The organism is Sphingobium sp. AntQ-1 (assembly GCF_028538045.1).
GTDB lineage: Bacteria > Pseudomonadota > Alphaproteobacteria > Sphingomonadales > Sphingomonadaceae > Sphingobium > Sphingobium cupriresistens.
This window is the reverse complement of sequence record NZ_CP117158.1, coordinates 3,048,851-3,073,094: the sequence shown is the minus strand read 5'-3', so window position 1 is coordinate 3,073,094 and position 24,244 is coordinate 3,048,851. Positions and strand designations below refer to the sequence as shown.

Genomic DNA, 24,244 nt, shown 5'->3' with positions numbered 1-24,244 from the left:
GTCCCGGTTGACAGCACCAACCGACATGAGCACATGCGACAAATATATGTTATGTTATATCATTAGGAAATTGCTATGACTTCTTGCGAAGATCGGCAGAAAATCGGTCAATCCCTGCCCCGGCGGATAGCGTTGCTCGATGGGTTGGCGGTCTGCGCCTCGTCGCTTTGCACCTTGCACTGTCTGGCCCTGCCATTGCTGTTCGCATTGCTCCCCGCCGTCGCCAGCCGCGTCGATCCGGGCGAATCCTTCCACCTCGTCATGCTGGCGCTGGCGGCGCCGACCAGCCTGTTCGCGCTGGCGCGAGGCTGGCGCCGACATCGCGCGCGCAGCCTGCTGCCGTTCGGCGTCGCCGGACTTGGGCTCATGGCGATGGGGGCGCTGGCGGCGAAGGGTGCGATCGCAGAGGCCGCTTGGACGGTGGCTGGCAGCACGCTGTTGGCAGGCGCTCATATTCTCAATTGGCGGCGCGGACGCGGTCCGTTGCACGCCTGATCCTTTAGCGACGGGGCGGTACGAAGCTGAGTTGCGCCAGCCGCCACAGCCGTTCCTCCTCGGCCGGCCAATGATCGGCATGATCTAGTGGTTCCTGCGGCACGGCATGACCATGGACTTCGGCGCGAATCAGCCTGCCGGTTTCGCGCAGCCGCACGGTCGCGCCGGGATAGCGCGCTTCCAGTCGCTGACCCAAGGCCTGCGCGTCCGGGGACAGGGCGGGACTGGACAAGGCGCGCGGCGCGCCGTCGATCAGTTCGGCGGTGGAGGAGCGCAGCGCCTTCACACCGTCGCTGATGATGTCGAGCGAGATGATAGCCGCAGCGAGCGAATCGGCCCACCACCAACCCAGACCCAGCCCGATCACCCCCGCAATGCCCGCCGCACCGGTCAGCCAGTTCGCCTTGTTCATCAGCGCATCGGTATGGAGCAGCTTGTCGGACAGTTTTTCCGCCAGCGGCAATTCCTTGCGCCCGATGATGAGCGGCGGGATCAGCGAATAGAGTTGCGCACCCAGCATCAGCCAGCCGAGCCATATGTCACGGCCGAACAGGCGAACCGACGCCACCGTGGCGTGTTCGGCGCGCGCCAGCGTCATCACCGAATCCCACAGCAGCAGCGCGCCGGTCGCCGCCAGCGCCACCGCGGCGAGGAAAAAGCCTAGGCCGTTGACCCGCTCAAAACCAAAGGGGAAGCGCGCGGACCGATGGCCGCGCCGTTCCATACGCGCAGCGACGAGGAAGGCTATCGGCGGGACGAGACCGAGCGTATCCTCGATCCAGGCGGTCTTCATCGTCTGGCTCTGTCCCATGGTCAGGCCCATCACGGCGACGACGCTGATGGTCCAGAAGATATTTCTATATTCCAGTCGCTCCGCCTGACGCAGCGTCTTGACGATATCGTCGGGCAGGTCGTCGGCGCTGGTCATCGCCCCGCACCCGGATCGGCGGCGGCGCGGGCGGCGCTTTCGACTGTCATGATCCAGCGATTTTCGCCGTTGCGCATGACGGCGTAATAATCAAGACGATTGTCTTTATAGCTCTGCGTCGCGATCGGCGGGCTGAGCGACACGCGCGTCATCCAAGGGCTCTTGCGATCCAGCGGCGTAAGGACGAGGTCGAGGTCGCCGCGCTCCAGCGCCTGAAACAGAGGCTCGGTGGCGCCGGGCCGGATTGCGGGGTGCGCCCCGGTCCGGCGCGACAGGCGATCGAGCAGGCGCGCGGCGGCTGCCCGTCCGAAATCGCCGTCGCCCCTCACCAGCCCGACGCGCATCACGCCGTTATGGCCGATGGCATCGCTGCTGCCCGCCGGATCGCGCGGCAAGGCGTCGCACGCGACCAGCAGGCTTAAGCAGCAAAGGGCCAGGATTTTCATTTCGATGGGAAAACGGATACTGGAAGCCCCGGTTCCCCTATACCGCCCGGCTTAGCGCTTTTCGCCGGGAAAGGGATTCGCCTTGAGCAAAGCCGCCAGATGCGCCGCATTGCCCGCCACCATCTTTGCGGTCTTGGCGACCATCTTGGGCGTGTCCTTCAACTCTTTGAAATCGACCGATCCCATCGCCTCTCCCACCCAATAGCAGGCGGCGACGGCGGGAATCGTCCAGCCGACATCGTTAAGCGCCTGGAATATCTGCGCCGAAGCGGCATGGGCGCCATCCTCATTGCCCACGATCGCCGCGACCGCAACCTTGCCATAGCTGGGCATCCGCCCCTGATCGTCCGTTTCGGAGAGGAAGGCGTCCATCCGCTCCAGCGCGCGCTTGGCGACGCTGCCCGCCTGCCCCATCCAGATCGGCGTACCCAGGATGAGGATGTCGGCGGCGAGAATCTGAGCGCGGATGGCGGGCCAATCATCGCCCTCCCCCTCGTCCGATGTCACCCCGGCCAGCACATTGCGGGAGGCGACACGAATCGTGTCCGCTACCTCTACGCCCAGCGCTTCGAATTCCTTCGTCAGCACGGCGATCATCGCTTCGGTCGAACTCGGCTCGCCCGTATCGCGCTTCAACGTGCAGTTGAGCGGTTGCACCGTGATCGCCATGGCTCAGATTCCCAGAAAATCGAGGAGATCGGCGTTGAGCCGGTCGGGCGCGGTGGCGAACAGGCCATGCGGTTCGCCATCATATTCGATGAAGCGGGCGTGCGGGATGCCCGCCGCAGCCGCGCGGCCGCTGGTATCAATCGGCACGGTCTTGTCGGAGGCGCCATGGATGATGAGCGTGGGCACGGTGAAGGCGGCAAGGTCGCCGCGAAAATCGGTCTGTCCAAAGGCGTCGATACAATCGATCGTCGCCTTGGGACTGGCCATCACGCCCAACTGGAAGCTCCAGTCGAGCAGGCCCTGGCTGACCGGGCGGCTAACCCAGCCGACGCCATAAAAGGTCTTGGCGAAGCTCTGGAGGAAAGCGAAGCGGTCCGTGCGAACCTGGTCCTTCATGTCCTGCAACACGCCGATATCCACGCCGTTGGGGTTGCTGTCATCCTGTAGAAGGTACGGCACGACCGATGCGACCAGTGCGACGCGCGCGATCCGCCCGGCGCCATGGCGCGAAAGGTAGCGGGCGATTTCGCCCCCGCCCATCGAGAAGCCGACCAGTGAGGCCTGTCGCAGGTCGAGATGGTCGAGTATGTCCGCCAGATCGTCGGCGAATATGTCATAGTCATAGCCGGTGGCGGGATGGCTGCTATGACCAAAGCCGCGCCGGTCATAGGTGATGACTCGATAGCCAGCCTCCAGGAGCGCCAACGTCTGATATTCCCACATATCGCCAGTTAGCGGCCAGCCGTGAATCAGCACGACCGGCGGGCCGTTGCCCATATCCTTGACGTGCAGCGACGCGCCATCGCGGGTTGCGACCTGGGCCATCAGACATTCTCCTGATTTTTGTCGATTATGATAGGATTTCAGGCAGACCGTGGAGCCTGCCCTTCATACAGCGATCATGCTTCCGGGTGATCGACCCGTTCGGCATGTCCACGTTCCAATCGCATGACGGCACTGGAAGTTCCCGCCGCTTTCCGCCTTGTCGCGCCATCTTGTTGCGGCAGGGCGACTTGCACGATAGCCTTCTTGCGTAACGATCCGCGGCCGTTATAAGGGCGCCTTCGTGCAGACATAGACAATCTTCAAACGGAGAAGGACCATCCTTTGACCGAGCCGTCTGCTACGTTCCTGCTATTTGGCGCCACGGGTGACCTGGCCCGCCGGATGATATTTCCGTCGCTCTATAATCTTCTGTCGGACGGGTTGCTGCCCGACGACTTCCTGATCGTGGCGTCGGGCCGGTCAGATATGGACGACGAGGCCTTCCGCAAGGAAGTCGATGCCGCGCTGCGCCAATTCCTGCCTGCCGACCGCTATGACGGGGATGTCGCAGCGCGCTTCGTGGCCCTGATCGGTTATCAGCCGGTCGATGCCGGCAATGCCGATCAATTCGCAAAACTGGCCGAACGGATCGATGGCCGGCTGGAGCGCGGCCTGTCCGTGTACCTGTCCACACCGCCATCGCTGTTCGCCCCGACCGCGCAGGGGCTTAGCGAGGCCGGCCTGATCACGCCGCACACCCGGATCGCGATGGAAAAGCCGATCGGCAAGGATCTGGCCTCCTCCAAAATCGTCAATGACGGGATCGGCGCGCTGTTCGTCGAAGAACAGATTTTCCGCGTCGACCATTATCTGGGCAAGGAAACGGTCCAGAACCTGCTCGCGCTGCGCTTTGGCAATGTCATGTTCGAACCCTTGTGGAACACCACGGCGATCGACCATGTGCAGATCACGGTCGGCGAGACGGTGGGGCTGGAAGGCCGCGTCTCTTACTATGACGGGGTCGGCGCGCTGCGCGACATGGTGCAGAATCACATGCTCCAGATATTGTCGATCATCGCGATGGAGCCGCCCGCGCGGATGGACCCGACCGCGGTGCGCGACGAGAAGGTGAAGGCGCTGCGGTCGCTCCGCCCGATGACGGCCGAGACGGTCAAGCATCTAAGCGTGCGCGGCCAATATACGCCGGGCGCCGTCGGTGGCCAGATCGTCACCGGCTATGCCGACGAACTGGGCCAGCCGTCCGACACCGAAACCTTCGTGGCGCTGAAAGCCTATATCGACAACTGGCGCTGGCAGGGCGTGCCCTTCTACCTGCGGACCGGCAAGCGGATGCCCGCGCGCCAGTCCGAAATCGTCATCCAGTTCAAGCCGGTGCGGCACAGCATCTTCGGCCGCGACGGACAGCATGGCGCCGGCGGCACGGGGTTGGAGCCGAACACATTGGTCATCCGGTTGCAGCCGGAAGAATATATCCGCCTGCAGATCATGACCAAGCGGCCGGGGCTGGAGCGGCAAGTGCAGTTGGAGGAGGTGACGCTGGACGTGTCGCTGACCGCCGCCTTCGCCGGGCAGCGCCGCCGCATCGCCTATGAACGGCTGATCCTGGACCTGCTGGCGGGCGATCAGACCCTGTTCGTGCGCCGTGACGAGGTGGAGGCGCAATGGGCCTGGATCGATAGCATCATCGATGGGTGGAGAGAGGCCAATGTGAAGCCCGCCGCCTATTCTTCGGGGAACTGGGGTCCGTCTTCGGCCATTGCCCTTATCGAACGTGACGGAGCCAGCTGGCATGACTGACCTACATCCCGTAATCGCCAAGGTGACGGAGCGCATCGTCCAGCGCAGCGCCGCGTCGCGCCTGAAATATCTCGACCTGATCGAGCGCGGACGCGACGCGGGCACCAATCGCGATCAACTGTCCTGCGGCAACCTGGCCCATGGCTTTGCCGCGAGCGGCGAGGACAAGGCGGTGATCCGCACCGGCCGGGCGATGAATATCGGCATCGTGACGTCGTATAACGACATGCTGTCGGCGCATCAGCCCTATGGCCGCTATCCTGAGCAGATCAAGATCGCGGCGCGCGAAGTCGGCGCCACGGCGCAGGTCGCGGGCGGCGTACCCGCCATGTGCGACGGCGTGACGCAGGGACAGGCGGGCATGGACCTGTCGCTGTTCAGCCGCGACACGATCGCGCTGTCGACCGCCGTGTCGCTGAGCCATGCGATGTTCGAAGGCACGCTGCTGCTGGGCATTTGCGACAAGATCGTGCCGGGACTGCTGATCGGCGCGCTGCGTTTCGGGCATCTGCCCACGATCCTGATCCCGGCCGGGCCGATGCCGTCGGGCCTGGCCAATAAGGAAAAGGTGCGCATCCGCCAGCTTTATGCCGAAGGCAAGGTCGGCAGGGACGAACTGCTCGAATCCGAAAGCGCCTCCTATCATGGCGCGGGCACCTGCACCTTTTACGGCACGGCCAACAGCAACCAGATGATGATGGAGATGATGGGCCTGCACATGCCCGGCTCCGCCTTCGTCAATCCGGGCACGAAGCTTCGCAGCGAACTGACCCGCGCGGCGGCGCATCGCATTGCATCGATCGGCTGGGATGGCGACGATTATCGCCCGCTGGGCCACTGCGTCGATGAAAAGGCGATCGTCAACGCGATCATCGGCCTGATGGCGACGGGCGGCTCCACCAACCATGCGATCCATGTGCCCGCCATCGCGCGGGCGGCGGGCATCCATGTCGACTGGACCGATTTCGCCGAGATTTCCGACGTGGTGCCGCTGCTGGCGCGGGTCTATCCTAACGGGTCGGGCGACGTAAACCATTTCCACGCCGCGGGCGGCATGGCCTATATCATACGGGAATTGCTGGATAATGGCCTGCTGCACCGTGACGTCATGACGGTCGCGCGCGCCGACCTGACCGACTATGGCAAGGAGCCGGTGCTGGAGGACGAAGCGCTGCAATGGCGCGACGTGCCGGCATCGCGCGATGAGGCGATGCTGCGCCCGGTCGCCAATCCGTTCAGCGCGGATGGCGGCATGAAGCTGCTCCAGGGCAACCTCGGCCGTTGCGTCATGAAGGTCAGCGCGGTCGATCCGGTACGCTGGACGATCGAGGCGCCCGCCGCCATATTCCAGGATCAGGACGATGTGCTGCGCGCCTTCAAGGCGGGCGAACTGGAGCGCGACGTCGTGGTCGTCGTCCGCTTCCAGGGGCCAAAGGCCAACGGGATGCCCGAACTGCACAAGCTGACCCCGGCGCTGGGCGTATTGCAGGATCGTGGGTTCAAGGTCGCATTGCTGACTGACGGGCGCATGTCCGGTGCCTCCGGCAAGGTGCCTGCCGCCATCCACCTGTCACCCGAAGCCCTGGGCGGCGGTCCGATCGGCAAGCTGCGCGACGGCGATCTGGTGCGGGTCTGCGCGCAGACCGGCGCGGTCGATGCGCTGGTCGATGCGGCGACATGGGAAGCGCGGGACATTCCTCCCGCCCCGCCCCCGCCCTACGACACCGGCCGCGAACTGTTCGCCCTGTTCCGCCATCACAGCGACCTCGCCGAACAGGGCGCGTCGCCGATCCTGGCGGCGATGGAAAGCGAGATTTGATTTAGACCCGTTCGGCCCCTCGACTTATTCGGGAGGGCCTGTCGAAGCCCTTCTCTTCTCCAAAGAAGAGTTGCCCTTCGACAAGCTCAGGGCGAACGGATGGAGAGTGACATGACCGACATCATCGCCGCCGACATCGGCGGAACCAACGCCCGTTTCGCTCGCGCGTCGCTGGACGCCAAAGGCGTGCCGACGCTTGGCACCGTGCGCAAATATAAGGTCGCCGACTATCCCAGCCTGCAAAGCTGCTGGGCGGCGTTCGCCGAAGACGAGCAGAAGGCAGGCGATGGCGACCTGCCCCGCGCCGCCTCGATCGCATTCGCCACCGCCATCGGGCGGGACGTCATCAAGCTGACCAACAGCAATTGGGTGATCCGCGCCGATACGCTGGCCGACGACATCGGCGTCGATACCGTCCGCCTCGTCAATGATTTCGAGGCTGTGGCTCATGCCGTGTCGCGCCTGCCGGCCGAGAATCTGCCGTTGCTGTTCGGCGAGGATCGTCCCTTCCCCACCGATGGCGGAGTCACCATCCTTGGCCCCGGCACCGGCCTGGGCGTCGCGTTGATCGCCTACGACCAGGGCCATCCCCATGTCATCGCGACGGAGGGCGGCCATCTCGACTTCGCCCCGCTCGATCCTATCGAGGAGAAAATCCTCTCCTATCTGCGCGACAAGTTCCTGCGCGTATCGACCGAGCGGATCGTGTCGGGGCCTGGCCTCAACTATATCTACAAGGCCTTGGCCACGATCGGCCATGACCGGGTCGTGCTGATGGAAGACCCTGAATTGTGGCAGGCCGCGCTGGAGGATGGCGATCCCTTCGCGCGAGCGGCGCTGGAGCGCTTTTGTCTCTGCTACGGATCGGTCGCGGGCGACCTGGCGCTGGCCCATGGACCCCACGGCGTCGTGCTGGCCGGAGGCCTGACCCAGCGGATGCGCGATTTCCTTCCGTACAGCGGCTTCCACACTCGTTTCAAGGCCAAGGGCCGGTTCGAAAGCCTGATGGCGACCGTACCGATCCGCATGGCCATCCATGATGAAATCGGCCTGTTCGGGGCCGCCGCCGCATTCCGGGAGAAGTGATGATGAGCAAGTTGACCGTCGAACAGGTGATGGAACTGGCCCCGGTGATCCCGGTGCTGGTGGTGGACAGGGTCGAAGACGCGCTGACGATCGCGCGCGCGCTGGTCGCGGGCGGCCTGCCCGCGCTGGAAGTGACGCTGCGCACCCCCGCCGCGCTGGACGTGATCCGCGAAATGGCGAAGGTCGAGGGCGCGGTCGTCGGCGCGGGCACGGTGCTGAACCCGGCGCAGCTGGATGCGGCGATGGAGGCGGGCGCCCGCTTCATCGTCAGCCCCGGCCTCACCAAGCCGCTGGGCAAGGCCGCGATCGCTGCGAAAATCCCCTTTCTGCCCGGCACCGCCACAGCTGGCGACATCATGCGCGGCATGGACATGGGGCTGACCCATTTCAAATTCTTCCCGGCCGAAACGTCCGGCGGGCTGCCGGCCTTGAAGGCTTTGGCAGCGCCCCTCCACACCGCGCGCTTTTGCCCGACCGGCGGCATCACACCGCAAAACGCACCCGAATGGCTGGCCCAGCCCTTCATCAAATGCGTTGGCGGCAGCTGGGTCGTGCCCAAGGGGCCGGTGGACGCGGCGAAGATCGAAGCGCTGGCTCGCGAAGCCGCTGCGCTGCCGCGGTAAAGACGGCGCGCGCGCCATTGCGCCGGATCGCGCGCCGCCCTAGATGCAGGTCATGACACCGCGCCGCCTCTTCACCGCCCTGGCCCTGTTCCTGTCTGGTTGTGCGGGGGCGCCGCAAAGCTACCCCTCGCTCGCCAAGCGGCCAATCGAAAGTGCGCCGATGGCGCAGGTCGCGCCGCCCGCCCCGTCGGTGCCGGCCGATGCGGCGCTGTCGGCGGAAATCACGCGCCATGTCGCCCAGGCGGACAAGGGCGCCGCCGCCTTCGACGCCGCCTATGCGCGCGCCGACCGGGCGGTGGGCGCGGCGAAGGGCGCAGGCGTGTCGAGCGATGTCTGGGTTGCGGCGCAGGTCGCGATCAGCGCTCTCGAATCCGCGCGCAACGACAGCGTGTCGGCGCTCGCCAGCCTCGACACCCTCTATGTCCAGCGCAGCAACGCCGTGGCCGATGGCAAGGCGGCGGGCGGGCTGGAAGATATCGACGCGGCCCGTAGCGCCGCGCTGGCGCTGGTGGACCAGCAGAATGATCGCATCGACGCTATGAAGGGGCGGCTGCCGCAACCTTGATTATGGGCGGTCGACATCGGTCCGACCTCCGGTGGCATAACGTCGTCACAAAATCTGACGCTCTTCATCCCGGTAGACCGGCAGGCCCAACCCGCGCCGGATCGCCATCGCCCGCAGCAGGAAGCCCAGCAGCGCGGCGATGACGCCGGCGACCGGCACGTCCAGCCCGATCCAGCGCAACGCCACGAACAGGCCCGATGCGAAGGCCGCCGCCGTGACGTAAAGTTCGGGCCGCAACAGGATCGACGGCTCGCCCGCCAGCAGGTCGCGCATGATGCCGCCGACGCAGCCGGTGACGACGCCCATCATCCCCGCGACGAAAGGCGGCACGCCGAAACTCATCGCCTTGGCCGCGCCGAACACGGCGAAGGCGGCCAGCCCGATCGCGTCCAGCCAGTCGAGCGCCCGTTCGCTCCAGAATTTGCGCGGGGTGAACCACACCAGCAACGCCGCGCCCATGCAGGCGATGGCCGGCACCGGATCAACCACCCAGAAGACCGGCGCGTCGATCAGCAGGTCGCGCACCGTGCCGCCGCCGACCCCGGTCACTAGCGCGAAGAAGGCGAAGGTGACCAGCGTCTGCCGCAACCGCGCCGCCGCCAGCGCGCCGGACGCGGCAAATACGAAAGTGCCAACGATACTCAATGTTTCAAGCACCGGGCCGATCGATGTGGCGAGCAGGGGCGTGGGTGGGAGCATGGCGCGATCTACCCCCTTTCCTGGCATGATTGAAGCCCAGAATGCGTGTTCCCGCGCAGGCGGGAATACGCTCCTCTGCCATCCCATCCTACGCAGTCTCCCCTATTTCCGCCCCTTCTCCACCGCCAGCCGGCTCATCAATATCGCGGCGCGCTTGGCCTGGCGCTTCATGGTCGAAAGGTCGGCCTTCTCCGCCGGGCTGTGATCGCCGCTGGACGCCAGGCCAAGGCCCACCAGTCCGTCCGTGTCGGCCGCAACGAAGCTGATGTCGCCCGCCCCGCGCTTCAACGGATCGAGCGCCGCCATTTCCGGCAGGCCCAGATCCGCATTGACGCCGTTCAGCTTGCCCAGCAGCGCCTTGTTCCCCTGCGTTGGCGCCATCGATGGATAGCCCAGGTCGAACGCGATGCTGGCCGATGTGCCCGTCAAATGCCCTGCCTCGACGATCGCCTGCATCTTCGCCTGAACCCGCTTCGTCTGCTCTTCGCTCAGCGTGCGGAAATCGCCCTTAGCCACCGCGACCGGCGGGATGATGTTGGTCTTGCCGGTCACGGCGATGCGCACGCCGTCCTTGTCGACATCCGCGCTCTGCCCGCCGCCGATCAGGCCGACGTTGAAGGTCAGATTGGGTTCGGGCAGTTCCCTGCGAAACGCGACTATGATCCGCGCCAGTTCATAAACCGCTCCGTCGCCCGCGCTGGCCGAAAAAATGCCCGAACTATGGCCAGACTTGCCCGTCGCGGTCAGCGTCCAACTGTTGGAGGATCGCCGCGCGATCGACCCCATATCCTTGCCATTTTCCTGCGACAAGCCTTCGAAATCCAATGCGACATCGGCGCGCTTGCCAGCGGCCACCAGATCGGCGCGGGCGATCGAAACCGGATCGCCCGAATCCTCCTCATCCCCGGTCAGCACCACTTCGATGTTCGCGTTTTTCAGCGTGCCGGCCGCCTGCATCGCCTTGAGCGCCAGCAGCATCGTAACGACCCCGCCTTTGTCGTCGGCGACGCCGGGACCAGTGGCCCAATCGCCATCGCGCTTGAAGGTCTGGAACGGCGAATCCGGCTCGAACACCGTATCGAGATGGCCGATCAGCAGCATCTTGGCGCCGCCCGCCTTCCCCTTGTGCACCGCGATCAGATGCCCCGCCCGCTTGGCCGCATCCATCGGCTTCCAGGTGACGGTAAAGCCCAGCGCCTCATATTCGGAGCGCAGCATGTCGGCCACCGCCTTCACGCCGGGGAAATTCATCGACCCGCTATTCTGGTTGACCAGCTTTTCCAGCAACGCGACGGACGGTTCATAGCCGGCATCGACCGTCGCGCCCATCTTCTGCTCCGCCGGGCTGAGCGCGGCATGGGCCATAGGCGCGCTGCCCATCAGCAGCGCGCCCGTCACCAAAGCCCGAATCAGTTTTTGTCGATTCACTTGGCCAGTTCCGCCTCGATCGCCGCGACCAGCGCCGGGTCATTGGGCGCAGTCGTGGGGTCGAAACGCGCGGCGACGCTGCCGTCCTTGGCGATCAGGAACTTCTCGAAATTCCACAGCACTTCGGGCACCGGATTGGGGGTCATGCCATAGCCCTTGAGCTTTTCGCGGAAGGCGTCGCCCTCGCCCTGCGCGTCCGGCTGCGCGCTGGTCAGCGCGGCATAAAGCGGATGCTTGTCCGGCCCGCTAACGACGATCTTTTCGAACATTGGGAAATCGACGCCGAAATTGGTGGTGCAAAAGGTTGCGATCTCGTCATTGCTGCCCGGTTCCTGCGCGCCGAAATCATTGGCGGGGAAGCCTGCGACGACCAGGCCCTTATCCCTATAATCGGCATAAAGCTTTTCCAGCCCCTCATATTGCGGGGTCAGTCCGCATTTGGACGCGACATTGACCGCCAGCACCACCTTGCCCGCATAATCGGCCAGGCTGGCGTCGGCGCCCTTGATGGTCTTGAGCGCAATCTGCTGAATATCGGTCATATATCGTCTCCTTAGATGAAATTAGCGCGAACCTGCCATTAAATCGCCGCGCCGAACAGATGCCCTGCAACCGCCGTCACCGCCATCGCCAATGCGCCCCAGAACAGCGTGCGCGCGATCGACCGCGACGGCTTCGCCCCGCCCAGCCGCGCCCCGACATGCCCCAGCAGGACAAGACAGAGCAGACAGACGGTGACGATCACGACAATCGCATGGCCCGCCGGGGCCAGCGCGGCGGCCAGCACCGGCGGCGCGGCGCCCGCGGCGAAGCTGCCGGCCGACGCCAACGCCGCCTGCACCGGCCGCGCCGTCGCCAGATCGGATATGCCCAATTCGTCGCGCGCATGAGCGCCCAGCGCATCGGCCGCCATCAACTGCTGCGCCACCTGCCCCGCCAGATCGGGCGTCAGGCCGCGTTCGACATAGATATTGCGCAACTCCACCCATTCGGCATGGGGCTGGGTCGCCAGCGCCTTGCGCTCCTTGGCAAGGTCGGCGCGTTCAGTATCGGATTGCGCGCTGACGGACACATATTCGCCCGCCGCCATCGACATCGCGCCCGCCACCAGCGCCGCAATGCCGGTCAGCAATATAGTCTGGCTGTCAGCCCCCGACGCGGCGACGCCGGTCATCAAGCTGGCGGTGGACACGATCCCGTCATTGGCCCCCAGCACGGTCGCGCGCAACCAGCCGACGCGGTTCACATAATGAACGGCATGATGGGGCTGGTCGATTGCGGTGTCGGTCTGCGCGTCCATCGATCAACCCCTTCGCCTGGCCCCTATCCCGGCATCCATGCGCCGTGAGCCTGTCGAAAGGAAGGCGGGAAATGCTACCCCGCCATTCCTTCCGCCTTTTCCGCCAATTCCAGCCAGCGCATCTCGGCAGCGTCCTTTTCCGTCCGCGCCCTCTCGATCGCGCCCGTCAACATATCGAACCGTTTCCGATCGCGCGTGTAGAGCGCCGGGTCGGCCAGCGCCTCCTCATGCCCTGCGATCGTCGCTTCCAACTGCTCGATGGTTTTGGGCAGCAATTCCAGATCACGTTGATCCTTATAGGTCAGCTTGGTCGATACCGGCTTGGGCGGCGGGGCAGCGCTCACCGCCTTCTTCTCGATCCTGGCCGCCTTGCGCGGATCACGCTTGGCGATCCAGTCGGCATAGCCGCCGACGATCACATCGACCACGCCGGTCCCGTCCAGCCCCAGCGTCACGGTAACGGTGCGGTCCAGAAAATCGCGATCATGGCTCACGATCAGGACCGTGCCGTCATAGTCGGCGATCACTTCCTGCAACAGGTCGAGCGTTTCCAGGTCCAGGTCGTTGGTCGGCTCGTCCAGCACCAGCAAGTTGGATTCGCGCGCAAATTCCCGCGCGAACAGCAGGCGCGACCGCTCCCCGCCCGACAATGTCGCGACCTTTGCCTCCGCCAGCGACGGGTCGAACAGAAAATCCTTCAGATAGCCGTGGATATGCTTGCGCACGCCGCGCACGTCGATCCAGTCGCCCCCCTCGGCCAACACGTCGCGCACGGTCTTGTCGCCCTGCATCAGGCTGCGCTGCTGGTCGATGAAGATCATGTCCAGCGTCTTGGCCAGCGTCACGCTGCCGCTGTCGGGCGCCAGTTCGCCAGTCAGCAGCTTGAGCAGCGTCGATTTGCCCGCGCCATTGCCGCCGACGATGCCGATCCGGTCGCCGCGCTGCACCCGGATCGACAGGTCGTCGATGATCGTGCGCTCTCCGAAACTCTTCGTGACATGCTCGGCCTTGATGACGCTCTTGGTCTTGCTGTCGTCGCTGGCGACGGCGATCTTCGCTATCCCCTGCGGCCCGTTCATCGCGGCGCGCGTCTCGCGCATTTCCCACAGCTTGGCCAGCCGCCCCTGGTTCCGCTTGCGCCGCGCGGTGACGCCGCGCTCCAGCCAGTGCGCCTCGATCTTCAGCTTCGCGTCCAGCTTCTCGGCCGCCCGCGCCTCTTCGGCATAGACGGCCTCCATCCACTGTTCGAACCCGCCAAAGCCGATCTCGTTACGGCGCATCTGCCCACGATCCAGCCACAAGGTCTGGCGGGTCAGCCGCGTCAGGAAGGCGCGGTCATGGCTGATGACGATGAAGGCGCCATTGTACCGCGCCATCCAGTTTTCGATCCAGTCGATTGCGGCGATGTCCAGATGGTTGGTCGGCTCGTCCAGCAGCAGCAGGTCCGGCTCGCTCGCCAGCGCGCGGGCGATGGCGGCGCGTCGGCGCTCGCCCCCGCTTGCCGTCCTGGCTTCGCGCGACAAGTCGATGCCCAGTTGGTCGGCGATCGCCTCCACCTCATGCGGGGCCGGCGCAAATTCGCCCGCCAGCGCGAAATCATGCAGCGTGGCGAAGGGCGTGACGTCCGGATCCTGCTCCAGCGTGATGACCCGCGCGCCTGGCTGCACCGACCGTACGCCCTCGTCCGCCTCGATCTGCCCGCCCAGCAATTTGAGCAGGGTCGTCTTGCCTACGCCGTTGCGGCCGATCAGCGCCAGCCGGTCCTTCGCCCCCACGGCGATATTGAGGCCGCGGAACAACCAGTGAGAGCCTTGCGAAAGGCCAAGATTTTCGAACGAGAGAATAGGTGCTGCCATGGCGGTGCAGCTAAAGCCTGTCATGCCTCGTAGCAAGAGCGGAACCGGAAAGCTGTCGGACGGCTTTCAACGTGCGACAGCGTCCATTCATCGCACCCCGGCCAAAAAGGGGCGCATAATCGCAGAGGAGAATATTCGATGAAATCCGCTCTCGCCCTGATGGCGCTCGGCGTTGCCGCCCTTCCCGTGGCGGCGCTTGCCCAGACCAGCGTCACCATCGCCGAGACGGCGCCGGTCGTGACATTGAACGTCACCGAAAGCGTCGAAGCCGCGCCCAATGTCGCGACCGTCGGCACCGGCGTCCAGACCCGTGCGCTGACCGCGCAGGCCGCGATGCAGGACAATGCCGCCAAGACCGAAAAGCTGATCGCCGCGCTGGCCAAGGCCGGGATCGCCAAGAAAGATATCCAGACCAGCGGCATAAACCTGTCCGCCCAATATGATTATAGCAACCGCGACGGCCAGCCCGAAGGCCCGCGCTTCATCGGCTATGAAGCGTCCAACCAGTTGACCGTGAAGCTGCGCGACATCAAGAAAGTGGGCGCTTCGCTCGACGCCATGGTCGCGGCCGGCGCCACCAACATCAACGGCCCGACCTTTTCGATCGAAGACCCCTCGCCGCTGATCCAGCAGGCCCGCGGCGCCGCGCTCAAAAGCGCCAAGGCCCAAGCCGATTTCTATGCCCAAGCCGCTGGCTTCCGCAACGCGCGCCTCGTGTCGATCAGCGAAAGCAACAGCGGCGGCCAGCCGCCCATGCCGATGATGCAGAGCGCCCGCTTCAAGGCGGATTCGGCCCCTTCGACCCCGATCGAACCCGGCCAGGTCAGCGCCTCGGTCACGCTGACGGTCCAGTATGCGCTGGACAAATAAGCGCCCATAGCGCGGATAAAAGGCGGCGGCGCCTGGGCATCGCCGCCATTTCTGTTCATCTGCGCGCCATTCACCACCTGTTCAATGCCCTTCGCCTATGCCATGCCCATGAATATGAAGTGGAACAGCCTGCCCCGCTCTCTGACCGTTGCGATCGCCGCCGCGCTTGCTCTTGGCGTCGCCATCCCGGCCGCCGATGCGGGCAATCGCCGCGATGAACAGGACGCCGCGCGCCGGGCGATGCTCGACGGTCAGGTCATGCCCTTCGCCATGATCAAGCGCCGGGTCGACGCCACCATGGGCGGTGCAACCTATGTCGGCAGCGAATTCAACCCGTCCTCCAACCGCTACCGCCTGAAATATGTGAAGGACGGCAAGGTGATGTGGGTTGATGCGGATGGCCGGACGGGCGATATCATCGGCATGGCGCGCTAACATCCGCCCATGCCGCAATTCCAGAGCGGTTTGCGATCCGATTGCATCGGATCAACCGCTCTAGATTATTGGTTTTACGCGATTTCCGAGTCATCAGATGATTCCATCTGATTAGAAATCGCTCTAAAAAAGAAAAGGGCCTTTCATGCGTCTGCTGATCGTCGAGGATGAACCAAATCTGGGCCAGCAGCTCAGGAACACGCTGGAGGGCGCAGGCTATGCCGTGGACCTCGCCACCGATGGCGAGGATGGCCATTTCCTCGGCGCGACCGAAAGCTATGACGCGGTCGTGCTCGACCTTGGCCTGCCGACCATCGACGGTTTGACGGTGCTGGACCGCTGGCGCAAGGAAGGCCGCGCCTTCCCGGTGCTGGTGCTAACCGCGCGCGACAGCTGGTCGGACAAGGTCGCCGGGCTTGACGCGGGCGCCGACGATTATCTCGCCAAGCCTTTTCAGAGCGAGGAACTGATCGCCCGCCTGCGTGCGCTCATCCGCCGCGCATCGGGCAATGCGTCTAGCGAACTCACCGCCGGCGACGTTCGCCTCGACACGCGATCGGGCAAGGTGACGCTTAAGGGCGACCCGGTGAAGCTCACCGCGCAGGAATATAAGCTGCTCAGCTATCTGCTCCATCACAAGGGCAAGGTGGTCAGCCGCACCGAATTGATCGAACATATTTACGATCAGGATTTCGACCGTGATTCCAATACGATCGAAGTGTTCGTGACGCGTATCCGCAAGAAATTGGGCGCCGACGTCATCACCACCATTCGCGGTCTTGGCTACAGTCTGGACGAGCCGGGGCGGTAATCAGCCTTCCGCCCTACTCCGTTCGGACTGAGGCTGTCGAAGCCCAGCACTTTCTTAAGAAGGACGGCCCTTCGACAAGCTCAGGGCGAACGGATATGGGAACAGTCTGAAAATATGACCGATCCCGCATCCCCGCCCCCCGTCCGCTCCACCGGCTCCATCAGCCGGCGGATGATCGGCATTGCCGCGCTGTGGATCAGCGTGCTGCTGCTGGGCGGCGGCGTGGCGCTGGACCGGGTGCTGAGCGACGCGATCACACGCAATTTCGACGACGGCATGAACTATGTCCTGACCGCGATGATCGCAGCGTCGGAAATCGGCCCGGATGGCGAAGTCCTGTTCAACCGCGAACTCGCCGACCAGCGCTTCCTGGAACCCAATAGCGGCCTCTATTACCAGATCAGCGCCAAGGGGCATGAGGATTGGCGCTCTCGCTCGCTGTGGGACCGCGCGCTCAAGGTGCCGGCGGAACATCATGACCGCCACCTCCACACCTATGACAGCAAGCAATTCCCCGGCGAGGATCTGCGCGTGATGGAGCGCACCGTCGTTCTCCCCGGCTCCGACACGCGCTGGCTGTTCATGGTCGGCCAGGCGCGCGAAGGGCTCGACGCGCAGATCAAGACGTTGCGCTCCACCCTGTTCAACAGCTTCGCGTTGCTGGCGCTCGGCCTGTTCATGCTGGCGACGCTCCAGACCATTTATGGCTTGCGCCCGCTGCGCAAGGTGCGGCTGGAGATCATCCGTATGCGCGACGGCCACAAAAGCCGCGTCACCGAACCCATGCCCGCCGAAGTGTTGCCCATGGTCGAGGAATTGAACGCCCTGCTGGCCCACAATGAGCGGCAAGCGGAGGAAGCGCGCACCCATGCCGGCAATCTCGCCCATGCGCTCAAGACGCCGCTGACCGTCATCATGAACGCGGCCACGGCCAAAGCGCCGGACCTGGGCGACGCGGTGATCCGCGAAGCGACAACGATGCGGCGGCAGGTCGATCATCATCTCGCCCGCGCCCGCGCCGTCGGCCGGCGCGGCGCGGCGCAGAGCCGGGCGGACGTGTGGCCCAGCCTGACGGCCGTGGAACGCGCCGTCCAGCGTCTCTATCCCGACGCCCGTGTCGACATGGACGGCTATAAGGACGCTGCGGTCCGCGTCGAACGCCAGGATCTTGACGAAATGCTCGGCAACCTCATCGAAAACGCGGCTAAATATGGCGGCGGCAGCGTCTTCGCCACCGTCGTCGCGCGTGCGGGCGGCATGGTGGAAATATTGGTCGAGGATGACGGCATGGGGATCCCCGAAACCGAACGGGTCCGCATCTTCGACCGCGGCGTGCGCCTTGATTCCGGCAAGCCCGGCACAGGCCTCGGCCTCGCCATCGTCCGCGACGTCGCGGAAATCTATGGCGGCGCCGTCGCGCTGGAGGAAAGCGAGGATCTGGGCGGATTGCTGGTGCGGCTGCGCCTGCCCGCGGCGTGACGCGCCGTCATCCGGCAACGGTCGGTTAGGGGCCAGTAACCGCCGCCGCTATGCGTTCCCGATCGCCCTGACCGCGCCCTTATGCGCTTTGGCGCTATGGACATAATGATCCACGCCCTCGCGCATGTCGATCAGCGCGGCATCGGACAGGTCACGCATATATTTGGCGGGACGGCCGGCCCAAAGCTGACGGTGCAGCACCGTCTTGCCAGGCGACAGCAAGGCGCCCGCCGCCAGCATCGCGTCGCTTTCGACTGTGCAGCCGCTCATCACGACAGCCCCCAGGCCGACAAAGGCGCGATCCTGCAACACGCAGCCGTGGATCATCGCCATATGGCCGATCAGCACATCGTCACCGATGATCGCGGGCCAACCGTCGGAAGGACGGCCATCGGCGCGGTCGCCGGGGTTGTCGCAATGGATCACGGTGCCGTCCTGGACGTTGCTCCGCGCGCCGATCCGCACCCGGTTCACGTCGCCGCGGATGACGCAATTATACCAGATGCTGGCGTCCTCGCCGATCTCGACATCGCCGATGATGCGGCATCCCGGCGCGACGAATGCGCTGGGGTGGATGACCGGCGCCTTGCCGTTGAAGGGGATGATGCTGACATCTGGATACTCGGTAGCGGCCATTATGGCTCTCCTCTCATGGTCTGATCTTCAATACCGGCAGGATACTGGCATGATCGTCGGTCCAGGCGGAAAAACCGGGCGTTGGATTAAGCCATCGCCATGTTTCGCCATCCGACACACGCGCCAGCCGGTCCAGTTGCGACGGATCGCGCGACAGGGCGACCCAAATCGATGCGGCGTAGCGACGCGCGGCGTCGCGCTTGGCGGGCTTGTAATGGCGCAGACGCGCGTGCCAGCCGCCAGCCATCGCATCGCCCGCCACAACCGGCCGCAGGTCGAGATAGCGGTTGGAAATGTGGATCAGCAGCAGCCCGCCCGGCGCGAGGCGGCGGCCATAGATCGCCATCGCTTCGCGCGTCAGCAGATGCATCGGGATGGAATCGGACGAGAAGGCGTCGATCACCACTATGTCCGCACCGCCCGCCGGCTGACGCGCCAGCGTCATGCGCGCGTCGCCGATAACGATGTCGGCGCGCGGCTGGCACCGCGCCAGAAAGCTGAAATCGGCTGGATCGCGCGCGATCGCGACAATGGCCGGATCAATTTCGTAGAAACGCCAAGTTTGGCCGGGGCGCGCATAGCAGGCAAGCGTCCCCGCCCCCAGTCCGACAACGTCGATCCGGGCTTTGCCCCCGAACAGGTCCGGCGCATGGCCCAGCGCCAGCCCGACACCGGACTTGGGCGCATAATAGCTGGTCGGGTCGCGTTCACGGCCTGGCTCCAGATTCTGGACGCCGTGCAATGTCGTGCCGTGGAACAGGATACGTTCGGTCGCGCTCTTATTGGCGACGCCATAGACGCCGAAATAGCTGCGCGTCAGCATCCCGCTGGCCGACTGGGACAGTTTTTCCCAGCCGCTCAGGCACAGCATCAGATAGACCAGCATCGCCGCGGTCATGAACCGCTGGCCCAGCGTCAGGATCGCCATCACGATGATCGCGCAGAAGCTGAGCGATTTGACCAGCGGCGGCGTGGCGTCGCCCAGGGCCAGCCCGCCGCCCACCATCGACAGCGCCAGGCCCAGCAGCAGCATGAGCGGCGCGAGCCAGACGCGGCGACGCGCATCTTCCCACAGCAGCTGAGGCAGGCGCAGCGTCGCTTTGCGCGCCGGCAGCAACAGCGCCGCGGCGATCAGCAGGATCGGATATTCATAGGTCCAGTCGAAGATCAGCGGGGCCAGCAGCGCGCAGAACAACCCGCCGACCATGCCCCCGACTGACATCAGCAGGTAGAAGCGGGTGAGATGGGCCGGTTCGGGCCGCAGGTCGTAGAGGCGCGCATGGAGCGCGATGGCGACGACGAACAGGACCGCCAGAATGCCCAGCGCGATGAAAACCGGGAAATGGATGCCGCCGGTAAAGGCGATGCACGCGCCGATGAGCAGTATAAGCGGCGCGATCAGGATGCTGAAGTCGGCCGCGCCGCGCCGCGCCGCAAAGGCGACCGTGAAGCTGAGCAGATAAAGGCCGAGCGGCAGCACCCAGAGCAGCGGCATCGCGACGATGTCGGTGGTGAGGTAGAGGCTGGTCGACATCATCAGGCCAGACGGCACGGCCGCCAGCGCCATCCAGTGCAGCATCCTGCGCCCGTCGGGCCGCGGCGCATCGCTCGCCTGCGCCGTGACTTCGCCCGCGCCGCCAGGCGGCAGGCGGCGGGCGCTGGCATAGACCAGGAAGAACAGCGCGCCGTAGCAGAGCGACCAGAGGAGGCTTTGCGCCTTCAAAGTCAGCAACGGCTCGACCAGCAGGGGATAAGCGATAAGCCCCGCGAAACTGCCGAGGTTGGACGCGGCATAGAGCGGATAGGGATCGCGCCCGTCCGCCAGCGCGAACCAGCGTTGCAGCAGCGGGGCTTGCGCCGCGACGACGAAGAACAGCGGGCCGATCGACGCGGCCAGCAGCCACAGCACCCACAGCGCCGGCTCCATGTCCTGCGGCGGTTGCCAGCCCATCAGGCCGATCGGCAGGAAGATGGCGGCGACCAGGAAAAGGCTAAGGTGGATCAGCGCCTGCCGCCGCGCCGGGAAACGCCCCAGCATATGGGCATAAGCATAGCCGCCCAGCAGCAGCACCTGATAAACCAACATGGCCGAATTCCACACCGACGGCGCGCCGCCCAGGCGCGGCAACGCCATGCGGGCGATCATCGGCTGGACCAGGAAGAGCAGAAACGAGCCCGCGCAGATCGTGACGACGAAGCGCGGGCGGGTTCCGATCCGCATCAGGCCCCCAGCAGCCTGGCCGCGTGGAGCGCGTGATAGGTCAGCACGCCCGAACATCCCGCCCGCTTGAACGCCATCAGCGTTTCCAGGATCAGCGCATCGCGGTCCCCCGCTCCGGCGGCGGCGGCATGTTCGATCATCGCATATTCGCCCGACACCTGATAGGCGAAGACCGGCACGGCGAAGCGATCGCGCACCCGCGCGACGATATCCAGATAGGGCAGGCCTGGCTTCACCATCACGCTGTCCGCCCCCTCCGCCAGGTCGAGCGCAACTTCGCGCAACGCTTCCTCGCCATTGGCCGGGTCCATCTGGTAATTTTTCTTGTCGCCCTTCAGCAACCCGCGCGATCCCACCGCGTCGCGGAACGGACCGTAAAAGGCGCTCGCATATTTGGCGGCATAGGCCATGATCTGGACATTGGGGTGGCCGTCCTGTTCCAGCGCCGCGCGGATCGCGCCGACGCGGCCGTCCATCATGTCGCTGGGCGCGATGATGTCCGCGCCCGCCGCCGCCTGGTTGAGCGACTGGCCGATCAGCACGTCGATCGTCGCGTCGTTCAGGACATAGCCCGTGTCGTCCAGCAACCCGTCCTGCCCATGGGCGGTATAGGGGTCTAGCGCCACATCGGTCAGCACGCCGATATCAGGCACCGCGTCCTTGATCGCGCGGATCGCCCGGCACATCAGATTGTCGGGATTGAGCGCTTCGGCCCCGTCGTCGCTGCGTCGCTGCGCTTGCGTGTTGGGGAACAGGGCGAGGCAGGGGATGCCCGCGGCGCGCGCTTCCTTCGCCCGTTCCACCATCCGATCCACCGACCAGCGCGACACGCCGGGCAGCGCAGCGATTGGCTCTTCCACCCCGGCCCCTTCGGTGACGAACAGCGGCCAGAGGAAATCGCTGGGCGACAGGCGGTTTTCAGCGTGCATCGCCCGGCTCCAGGCCGAGGCGCGGGTGCGGCGCAGGCGCAGCGCCGGATAGGGTGCGTAGGTCATGGCGCGGGTGTAGGCGGCGTGAGCCAAGGGATCAAGCGGGGCACATTGCCCATAGCGTGCGCGACGACGCCGAGATATTCGCCTCGGTGGAGGAAGCGGAAGCCTGGCTGTTCGACGTCGGGCAGCAGCGCCGCGTCGCCTGAACCGATCGAAACTGGCGCGCCGCACAGCCATCGCCTATGAGCGATGGATGCGCGCCATCCATCACATCGCCCTCATCTGTTCCGACTATGACCGTTCGCGCGCCTTCTATCGCGACATATTGGGCCTGCCCGTCATCCGCGAAGTGTGGCGCGCCGAGCGGCGATCGTGGAAATGCGATCTCGACGCGGGCAATGCGCAGATCGAGCTTTTCTCCTTCCCCGCGCCCCCAGCCCGGCCCAGCCGCCCGGAAGCCTGCGGGCTGCGCCACCTGGCTTTCACGGTCGCGGACATCGACGCGGAGGTGGCGCGGCTCGACGCGGCAGGGGTCCGATGCGAACCGATCCGCATCGACGAATATACCGGCCAGCGCTTCACCTTCTTCGCCGACCCCGACGGTCTGCCGCTCGAACTTTATGAGCAGGTAAAAAGCTGACGTGCTCCCGCCTTCGAGGGAGCAGGTGGCTTATTTCGCGAACCGCTTGAAGAAACTGTCGTCATTCCACGCCGGACGCGCATTGGCGACGCGCAGCGTGACCGCGGTCACATAGGCGTTCAGCTTCGCGCTTTCGGCAGGCATGACTGGCTGGTTCAGATCGTCGAACGGCGAATGATAGAGGTTCGCCCGCCATGCCTTTTCGGCGTTTGCCTCCGGCGTGCCGGCCTTGAACCCATATTTGAAGAAGAGCGCCGGAATGCCTTCGCGGATGAAGGCATATTGGTCGGACCGGATGAAGACGTTGCGATCGGGGAAGGGATCGGGCGTGATCGGCAGGTTCATCTGCGCGCTCACCGCCGCCGCATCCTGGCCGAGCGAGCTTTGGTCATAGCCGATCGGCGTCACGCTGGTCAGCGGGAAGATCGGCAGCGCCATGTCGAAATTCAGGTCGGCGACGATGCTGGACTGCGGCACGGTCGGCCGCCGCGCGAAATAGCGCGCGCCCAGCAGCCCTTTCTCCTCCGCAGTGACGATCGCGAACAGGATCGACCGCTTGGGCTTCACCTTGCTGGCCTTGAGCGCCTTCGCGATCTCCAGCAGGCTGGCGACGCCCGATGCATTGTCGAACGCGCCATTATAGATGGCGTCGCCCTTGATCGGCGTGCCCACGCCATAGCCGTCCAGATGCGCCGACAGCACGACATGCTCCGGCCGCAATTTCGGATCGCTGCCCGGCAACAGGGCGATCAGGTTCGGCGACGACAGGTCGCGGCGCTTGGCGGCCACCTGCGCCTTGAAACGCAGCGCGAGCGGGAAGCTGGCGACCGCGGCGGAGGCGTCGGCCGCGGCGGCGATCGCAGCGAAATCCTTGTCCGTCCCGGCGAAGAATTGCGCCGACTTGGCGGGATCGACCTGCGCGCCAAGGAAAGGCGTCTGCGTTTCGCGCAGGGTCGCGTCGGCATAATAGAGCGCGGGCGCGCCCGCCAGCGCCACCCGGCGGACCCACGGAATCTCCACCTGTTTGGGCGTGACCAGCGTGATGAGGCCCAGCGCGCCCTGCTCGGCCAGCCAATGCGCGCGTTCGGAACGGGCATGGGACTTGAGCGCGCCGGAAATGGTGGACGGGCCGCCCGACAGCACGACGACGATCTTGCCCTTGAGGTCCAGCCCGGCGAAATCGTCATGCCCCGCTTCGGGCAGGTGCAGGCCATAGCCGGCGAACACCATCGGCGCGTCGATGCTTTCGGGCACCGGGCCGCCGCTCCCGGAAAAGATCAGGTCGCCCGGCACCGCCAGCGCCGTTTCGCCCTGCGGCCCGACCAGCGACGCGCGGCTCTGGTCCGCCAGGATCACCTGCTCGATAAAGGCGACCGGCTGCTTGTAGCCGTCGATCCCCGCGGGTTTCAGGCCCAATGCCTTGAACTGGGCGATCACATAGTCGGCCGCGCGATCATAGCCCGGCGTGCCGGTGCCGCGCCCTTCCATCCCGTCATTGGCCAGCGCCTGGACATGCGCCCACCAGCGCGCGCCGGCGTCCCCCTCCGGCGCCGCGCTGACGGGGGTTGCGGCGATCATCGCGAGCAGGGGAAGAGCGAGAAGGGAAAGGCGCATGGACGGGACACTCCGTAATTTCAGTCATCTATCATGCCTGAACCCGTTCGACGAACAAGGGGCTTGGAACCGCCACGGACAACGTGTATTGCTCAAGCAACACACGATG

24 protein-coding genes are annotated in these 24,244 nt (G+C 65.3%); 11 read left to right on the top strand and 13 right to left on the bottom strand.

Annotated elements, in window-relative coordinates:
- Window positions 1-75: 75 nt before the first annotated feature.
- On the top strand, window positions 76-495 hold the full coding sequence (locus sphantq_RS15455; RefSeq protein ID WP_129925425.1) for a MerC domain-containing protein: 420 nt from the start codon (window positions 76-78) through the stop codon (window positions 493-495).
- Window positions 496-499: 4 nt separating this feature from the next.
- Here the strand turns inward: sphantq_RS15455 and sphantq_RS15450 are convergent, their stop codons facing one another.
- The 4 genes from sphantq_RS15450 to sphantq_RS15435 are packed head-to-tail and all read right to left on the bottom strand — an operon-like array spanning window position 500 to window position 3,363.
- On the bottom strand, window positions 500-1,423 hold the full coding sequence (locus sphantq_RS15450; protein ID WP_066601055.1) for a cation transporter: 924 nt from the start codon (window positions 1,421-1,423) through the stop codon (window positions 500-502).
- Complete coding sequence (locus sphantq_RS15445) at window positions 1,420-1,869, bottom strand: hypothetical protein (protein WP_272798931.1); 450 nt, start codon at window positions 1,867-1,869, stop codon at window positions 1,420-1,422. Before sphantq_RS15445 ends, sphantq_RS15450 begins: the two co-directional genes overlap by 4 nt.
- A gap of 51 nt (window positions 1,870-1,920) precedes the next feature.
- On the bottom strand, window positions 1,921-2,538 hold the full coding sequence (locus sphantq_RS15440; RefSeq protein WP_066601053.1) for a flavodoxin family protein: 618 nt from the start codon (window positions 2,536-2,538) through the stop codon (window positions 1,921-1,923).
- Between the two features lie 3 nt (window positions 2,539-2,541).
- A complete protein-coding gene (locus sphantq_RS15435) occupies window positions 2,542-3,363 on the bottom strand; it encodes an alpha/beta fold hydrolase (protein WP_066601051.1) in 822 nt (273 codons plus the stop codon).
- A gap of 282 nt (window positions 3,364-3,645) precedes the next feature.
- Between sphantq_RS15435 and zwf the strand changes: the two genes are divergently transcribed.
- From zwf to sphantq_RS15410, 5 genes are all read left to right on the top strand, one after another.
- Entirely contained in the window at window positions 3,646-5,121 is a 1,476-nt protein-coding gene (gene zwf, locus sphantq_RS15430; RefSeq protein ID WP_066601050.1) for a glucose-6-phosphate dehydrogenase, read from the top strand.
- Window positions 5,114-6,940, top strand: a complete 1,827-nt coding sequence (gene edd / locus sphantq_RS15425) for a phosphogluconate dehydratase (protein ID WP_272798930.1) — start codon at window positions 5,114-5,116, stop codon at window positions 6,938-6,940. The genes zwf and edd overlap by 8 nt, the downstream gene beginning before the upstream one ends.
- 111 nt (window positions 6,941-7,051) lie before the next feature.
- Entirely contained in the window at window positions 7,052-8,026 is a 975-nt protein-coding gene (gene glk, locus sphantq_RS15420; protein WP_129925422.1) for a glucokinase, read from the top strand.
- 2 nt (window positions 8,027-8,028) lie between these two features.
- Entirely contained in the window at window positions 8,029-8,649 is a 621-nt protein-coding gene (gene eda / locus sphantq_RS15415; protein ID WP_066601046.1) for a bifunctional 4-hydroxy-2-oxoglutarate aldolase/2-dehydro-3-deoxy-phosphogluconate aldolase, read from the top strand.
- A 52-nt stretch (window positions 8,650-8,701) separates the two neighbouring features.
- Entirely contained in the window at window positions 8,702-9,214 is a 513-nt protein-coding gene (locus sphantq_RS15410) for a hypothetical protein (protein WP_066605038.1), read from the top strand.
- A gap of 45 nt (window positions 9,215-9,259) precedes the next feature.
- Here the strand turns inward: sphantq_RS15410 and sphantq_RS15405 are convergent, their stop codons facing one another.
- The 5 genes from sphantq_RS15405 to sphantq_RS15385 form a co-directional block, all read right to left on the bottom strand.
- Complete coding sequence (locus sphantq_RS15405; protein WP_066601044.1) at window positions 9,260-9,913, bottom strand: trimeric intracellular cation channel family protein; 654 nt, start codon at window positions 9,911-9,913, stop codon at window positions 9,260-9,262.
- Window positions 9,914-10,015: 102 nt separating this feature from the next.
- Window positions 10,016-11,278: a M20/M25/M40 family metallo-hydrolase gene (locus sphantq_RS15400; protein ID WP_408021503.1), complete on the bottom strand. Its 1,263-nt coding sequence runs from the start codon at window positions 11,276-11,278 to the stop codon at window positions 10,016-10,018.
- A gap of 59 nt (window positions 11,279-11,337) precedes the next feature.
- Window positions 11,338-11,883: a glutathione peroxidase gene (locus sphantq_RS15395; RefSeq protein WP_066601041.1), complete on the bottom strand. Its 546-nt coding sequence runs from the start codon at window positions 11,881-11,883 to the stop codon at window positions 11,338-11,340.
- A 38-nt stretch (window positions 11,884-11,921) separates the two neighbouring features.
- The gene (locus sphantq_RS15390) at window positions 11,922-12,641 is read right to left on the bottom strand and encodes a VIT1/CCC1 transporter family protein (RefSeq protein ID WP_272798929.1); all 720 of its coding nucleotides are present in this window, start codon (window positions 12,639-12,641) and stop codon (window positions 11,922-11,924) included.
- Window positions 12,642-12,715: 74 nt separating this feature from the next.
- A complete protein-coding gene (locus sphantq_RS15385; protein ID WP_129925421.1) occupies window positions 12,716-14,497 on the bottom strand; it encodes an ABC-F family ATP-binding cassette domain-containing protein in 1,782 nt (593 codons plus the stop codon).
- A gap of 138 nt (window positions 14,498-14,635) precedes the next feature.
- Here sphantq_RS15385 and sphantq_RS15380 point away from each other — a divergent pair, with 138 nt between their 5' ends.
- From sphantq_RS15380 to sphantq_RS15365, 4 genes are all read left to right on the top strand, one after another.
- The gene (locus sphantq_RS15380; protein WP_129925420.1) at window positions 14,636-15,367 is read left to right on the top strand and encodes an SIMPL domain-containing protein; all 732 of its coding nucleotides are present in this window, start codon (window positions 14,636-14,638) and stop codon (window positions 15,365-15,367) included.
- 84 nt (window positions 15,368-15,451) lie between these two features.
- Complete coding sequence (locus sphantq_RS15375) at window positions 15,452-15,802, top strand: hypothetical protein (protein WP_129925419.1); 351 nt, start codon at window positions 15,452-15,454, stop codon at window positions 15,800-15,802.
- A 145-nt stretch (window positions 15,803-15,947) separates the two neighbouring features.
- The gene (locus tag sphantq_RS15370; protein ID WP_066601032.1) at window positions 15,948-16,613 is read left to right on the top strand and encodes a response regulator transcription factor; all 666 of its coding nucleotides are present in this window, start codon (window positions 15,948-15,950) and stop codon (window positions 16,611-16,613) included.
- A 171-nt stretch (window positions 16,614-16,784) separates the two neighbouring features.
- Entirely contained in the window at window positions 16,785-18,092 is a 1,308-nt protein-coding gene (locus sphantq_RS15365) for a sensor histidine kinase (RefSeq protein ID WP_272800245.1), read from the top strand.
- Between the two features lie 48 nt (window positions 18,093-18,140).
- On the opposite strand, the gene sphantq_RS15360 is transcribed toward sphantq_RS15365, so the two are convergent.
- Genes sphantq_RS15360 through hemB form a run of 3 tightly spaced genes read right to left on the bottom strand, consistent with a single transcriptional unit; the run spans window position 18,141 to window position 21,944 of the window.
- A complete protein-coding gene (locus sphantq_RS15360; RefSeq protein WP_272798928.1) occupies window positions 18,141-18,728 on the bottom strand; it encodes a gamma carbonic anhydrase family protein in 588 nt (195 codons plus the stop codon).
- 13 nt (window positions 18,729-18,741) lie between these two features.
- Window positions 18,742-20,949, bottom strand: coding sequence for a fused MFS/spermidine synthase (locus sphantq_RS15355; RefSeq protein ID WP_272798927.1), 2,208 nt, complete (start codon window positions 20,947-20,949; stop codon window positions 18,742-18,744).
- Window positions 20,949-21,944: a porphobilinogen synthase gene (hemB, locus tag sphantq_RS15350; protein WP_272800244.1), complete on the bottom strand. Its 996-nt coding sequence runs from the start codon at window positions 21,942-21,944 to the stop codon at window positions 20,949-20,951. Before hemB ends, sphantq_RS15355 begins: the two co-directional genes overlap by 1 nt.
- A 190-nt stretch (window positions 21,945-22,134) precedes the next feature.
- Here hemB and gloA2 point away from each other — a divergent pair, with 190 nt between their 5' ends.
- A complete protein-coding gene (gene gloA2, locus sphantq_RS15345; protein WP_066601020.1) occupies window positions 22,135-22,521 on the top strand; it encodes an SMU1112c/YaeR family gloxylase I-like metalloprotein in 387 nt (128 codons plus the stop codon).
- Window positions 22,522-22,551: 30 nt separating this feature from the next.
- On the opposite strand, the gene sphantq_RS15340 is transcribed toward gloA2, so the two are convergent.
- Complete coding sequence (locus tag sphantq_RS15340; protein WP_272798926.1) at window positions 22,552-24,135, bottom strand: M28 family metallopeptidase; 1,584 nt, start codon at window positions 24,133-24,135, stop codon at window positions 22,552-22,554.
- Between the last annotated feature and the right edge of the window lie 109 nt (window positions 24,136-24,244).

What these genes read in the sequence shown, in the direction of transcription:
- sphantq_RS15455 (WP_129925425.1), top strand. Translation starts at nt 76, where the DNA reads ATGACTTCTTGCGAAGATCGGCAGAAAATCGGTCAATCCCTGCCCCGG.
- sphantq_RS15450 (WP_066601055.1), bottom strand. Translation starts at nt 1,423, where the DNA reads ATGACCAGCGCCGACGACCTGCCCGACGATATCGTCAAGACGCTGCGT.
- sphantq_RS15445 (WP_272798931.1), bottom strand. Translation starts at nt 1,869, where the DNA reads ATGAAAATCCTGGCCCTTTGCTGCTTAAGCCTGCTGGTCGCGTGCGAC.
- sphantq_RS15440 (WP_066601053.1), bottom strand. Translation starts at nt 2,538, where the DNA reads ATGGCGATCACGGTGCAACCGCTCAACTGCACGTTGAAGCGCGATACG.
- sphantq_RS15435 (WP_066601051.1), bottom strand. Translation starts at nt 3,363, where the DNA reads ATGGCCCAGGTCGCAACCCGCGATGGCGCGTCGCTGCACGTCAAGGAT.
- edd (WP_272798930.1), top strand. Translation starts at nt 5,114, where the DNA reads ATGACTGACCTACATCCCGTAATCGCCAAGGTGACGGAGCGCATCGTC.
- glk (WP_129925422.1), top strand. Translation starts at nt 7,052, where the DNA reads ATGACCGACATCATCGCCGCCGACATCGGCGGAACCAACGCCCGTTTC.
- eda (WP_066601046.1), top strand. Translation starts at nt 8,029, where the DNA reads ATGAGCAAGTTGACCGTCGAACAGGTGATGGAACTGGCCCCGGTGATC.
- sphantq_RS15410 (WP_066605038.1), top strand. Translation starts at nt 8,702, where the DNA reads ATGACACCGCGCCGCCTCTTCACCGCCCTGGCCCTGTTCCTGTCTGGT.
- sphantq_RS15405 (WP_066601044.1), bottom strand. Translation starts at nt 9,913, where the DNA reads ATGCTCCCACCCACGCCCCTGCTCGCCACATCGATCGGCCCGGTGCTT.
- sphantq_RS15400 (WP_408021503.1), bottom strand. Translation starts at nt 11,278, where the DNA reads ATGGCCCATGCCGCGCTCAGCCCGGCGGAGCAGAAGATGGGCGCGACG.
- sphantq_RS15395 (WP_066601041.1), bottom strand. Translation starts at nt 11,883, where the DNA reads ATGACCGATATTCAGCAGATTGCGCTCAAGACCATCAAGGGCGCCGAC.
- sphantq_RS15390 (WP_272798929.1), bottom strand. Translation starts at nt 12,641, where the DNA reads ATGGACGCGCAGACCGACACCGCAATCGACCAGCCCCATCATGCCGTT.
- sphantq_RS15385 (WP_129925421.1), bottom strand. Translation starts at nt 14,497, where the DNA reads ATGGCAGCACCTATTCTCTCGTTCGAAAATCTTGGCCTTTCGCAAGGC.
- sphantq_RS15380 (WP_129925420.1), top strand. Translation starts at nt 14,636, where the DNA reads ATGAAATCCGCTCTCGCCCTGATGGCGCTCGGCGTTGCCGCCCTTCCC.
- sphantq_RS15375 (WP_129925419.1), top strand. Translation starts at nt 15,452, where the DNA reads ATGCCCTTCGCCTATGCCATGCCCATGAATATGAAGTGGAACAGCCTG.
- sphantq_RS15370 (WP_066601032.1), top strand. Translation starts at nt 15,948, where the DNA reads ATGCGTCTGCTGATCGTCGAGGATGAACCAAATCTGGGCCAGCAGCTC.
- sphantq_RS15365 (WP_272800245.1), top strand. Translation starts at nt 16,785, where the DNA reads ATGATCGGCATTGCCGCGCTGTGGATCAGCGTGCTGCTGCTGGGCGGC.
- sphantq_RS15360 (WP_272798928.1), bottom strand. Translation starts at nt 18,728, where the DNA reads ATGGCCGCTACCGAGTATCCAGATGTCAGCATCATCCCCTTCAACGGC.
- sphantq_RS15355 (WP_272798927.1), bottom strand. Translation starts at nt 20,949, where the DNA reads ATGCGGATCGGAACCCGCCCGCGCTTCGTCGTCACGATCTGCGCGGGC.
- hemB (WP_272800244.1), bottom strand. Translation starts at nt 21,944, where the DNA reads ATGACCTACGCACCCTATCCGGCGCTGCGCCTGCGCCGCACCCGCGCC.
- gloA2 (WP_066601020.1), top strand. Translation starts at nt 22,135, where the DNA reads ATGCGCGCCATCCATCACATCGCCCTCATCTGTTCCGACTATGACCGT.
- sphantq_RS15340 (WP_272798926.1), bottom strand. Translation starts at nt 24,135, where the DNA reads ATGCGCCTTTCCCTTCTCGCTCTTCCCCTGCTCGCGATGATCGCCGCA.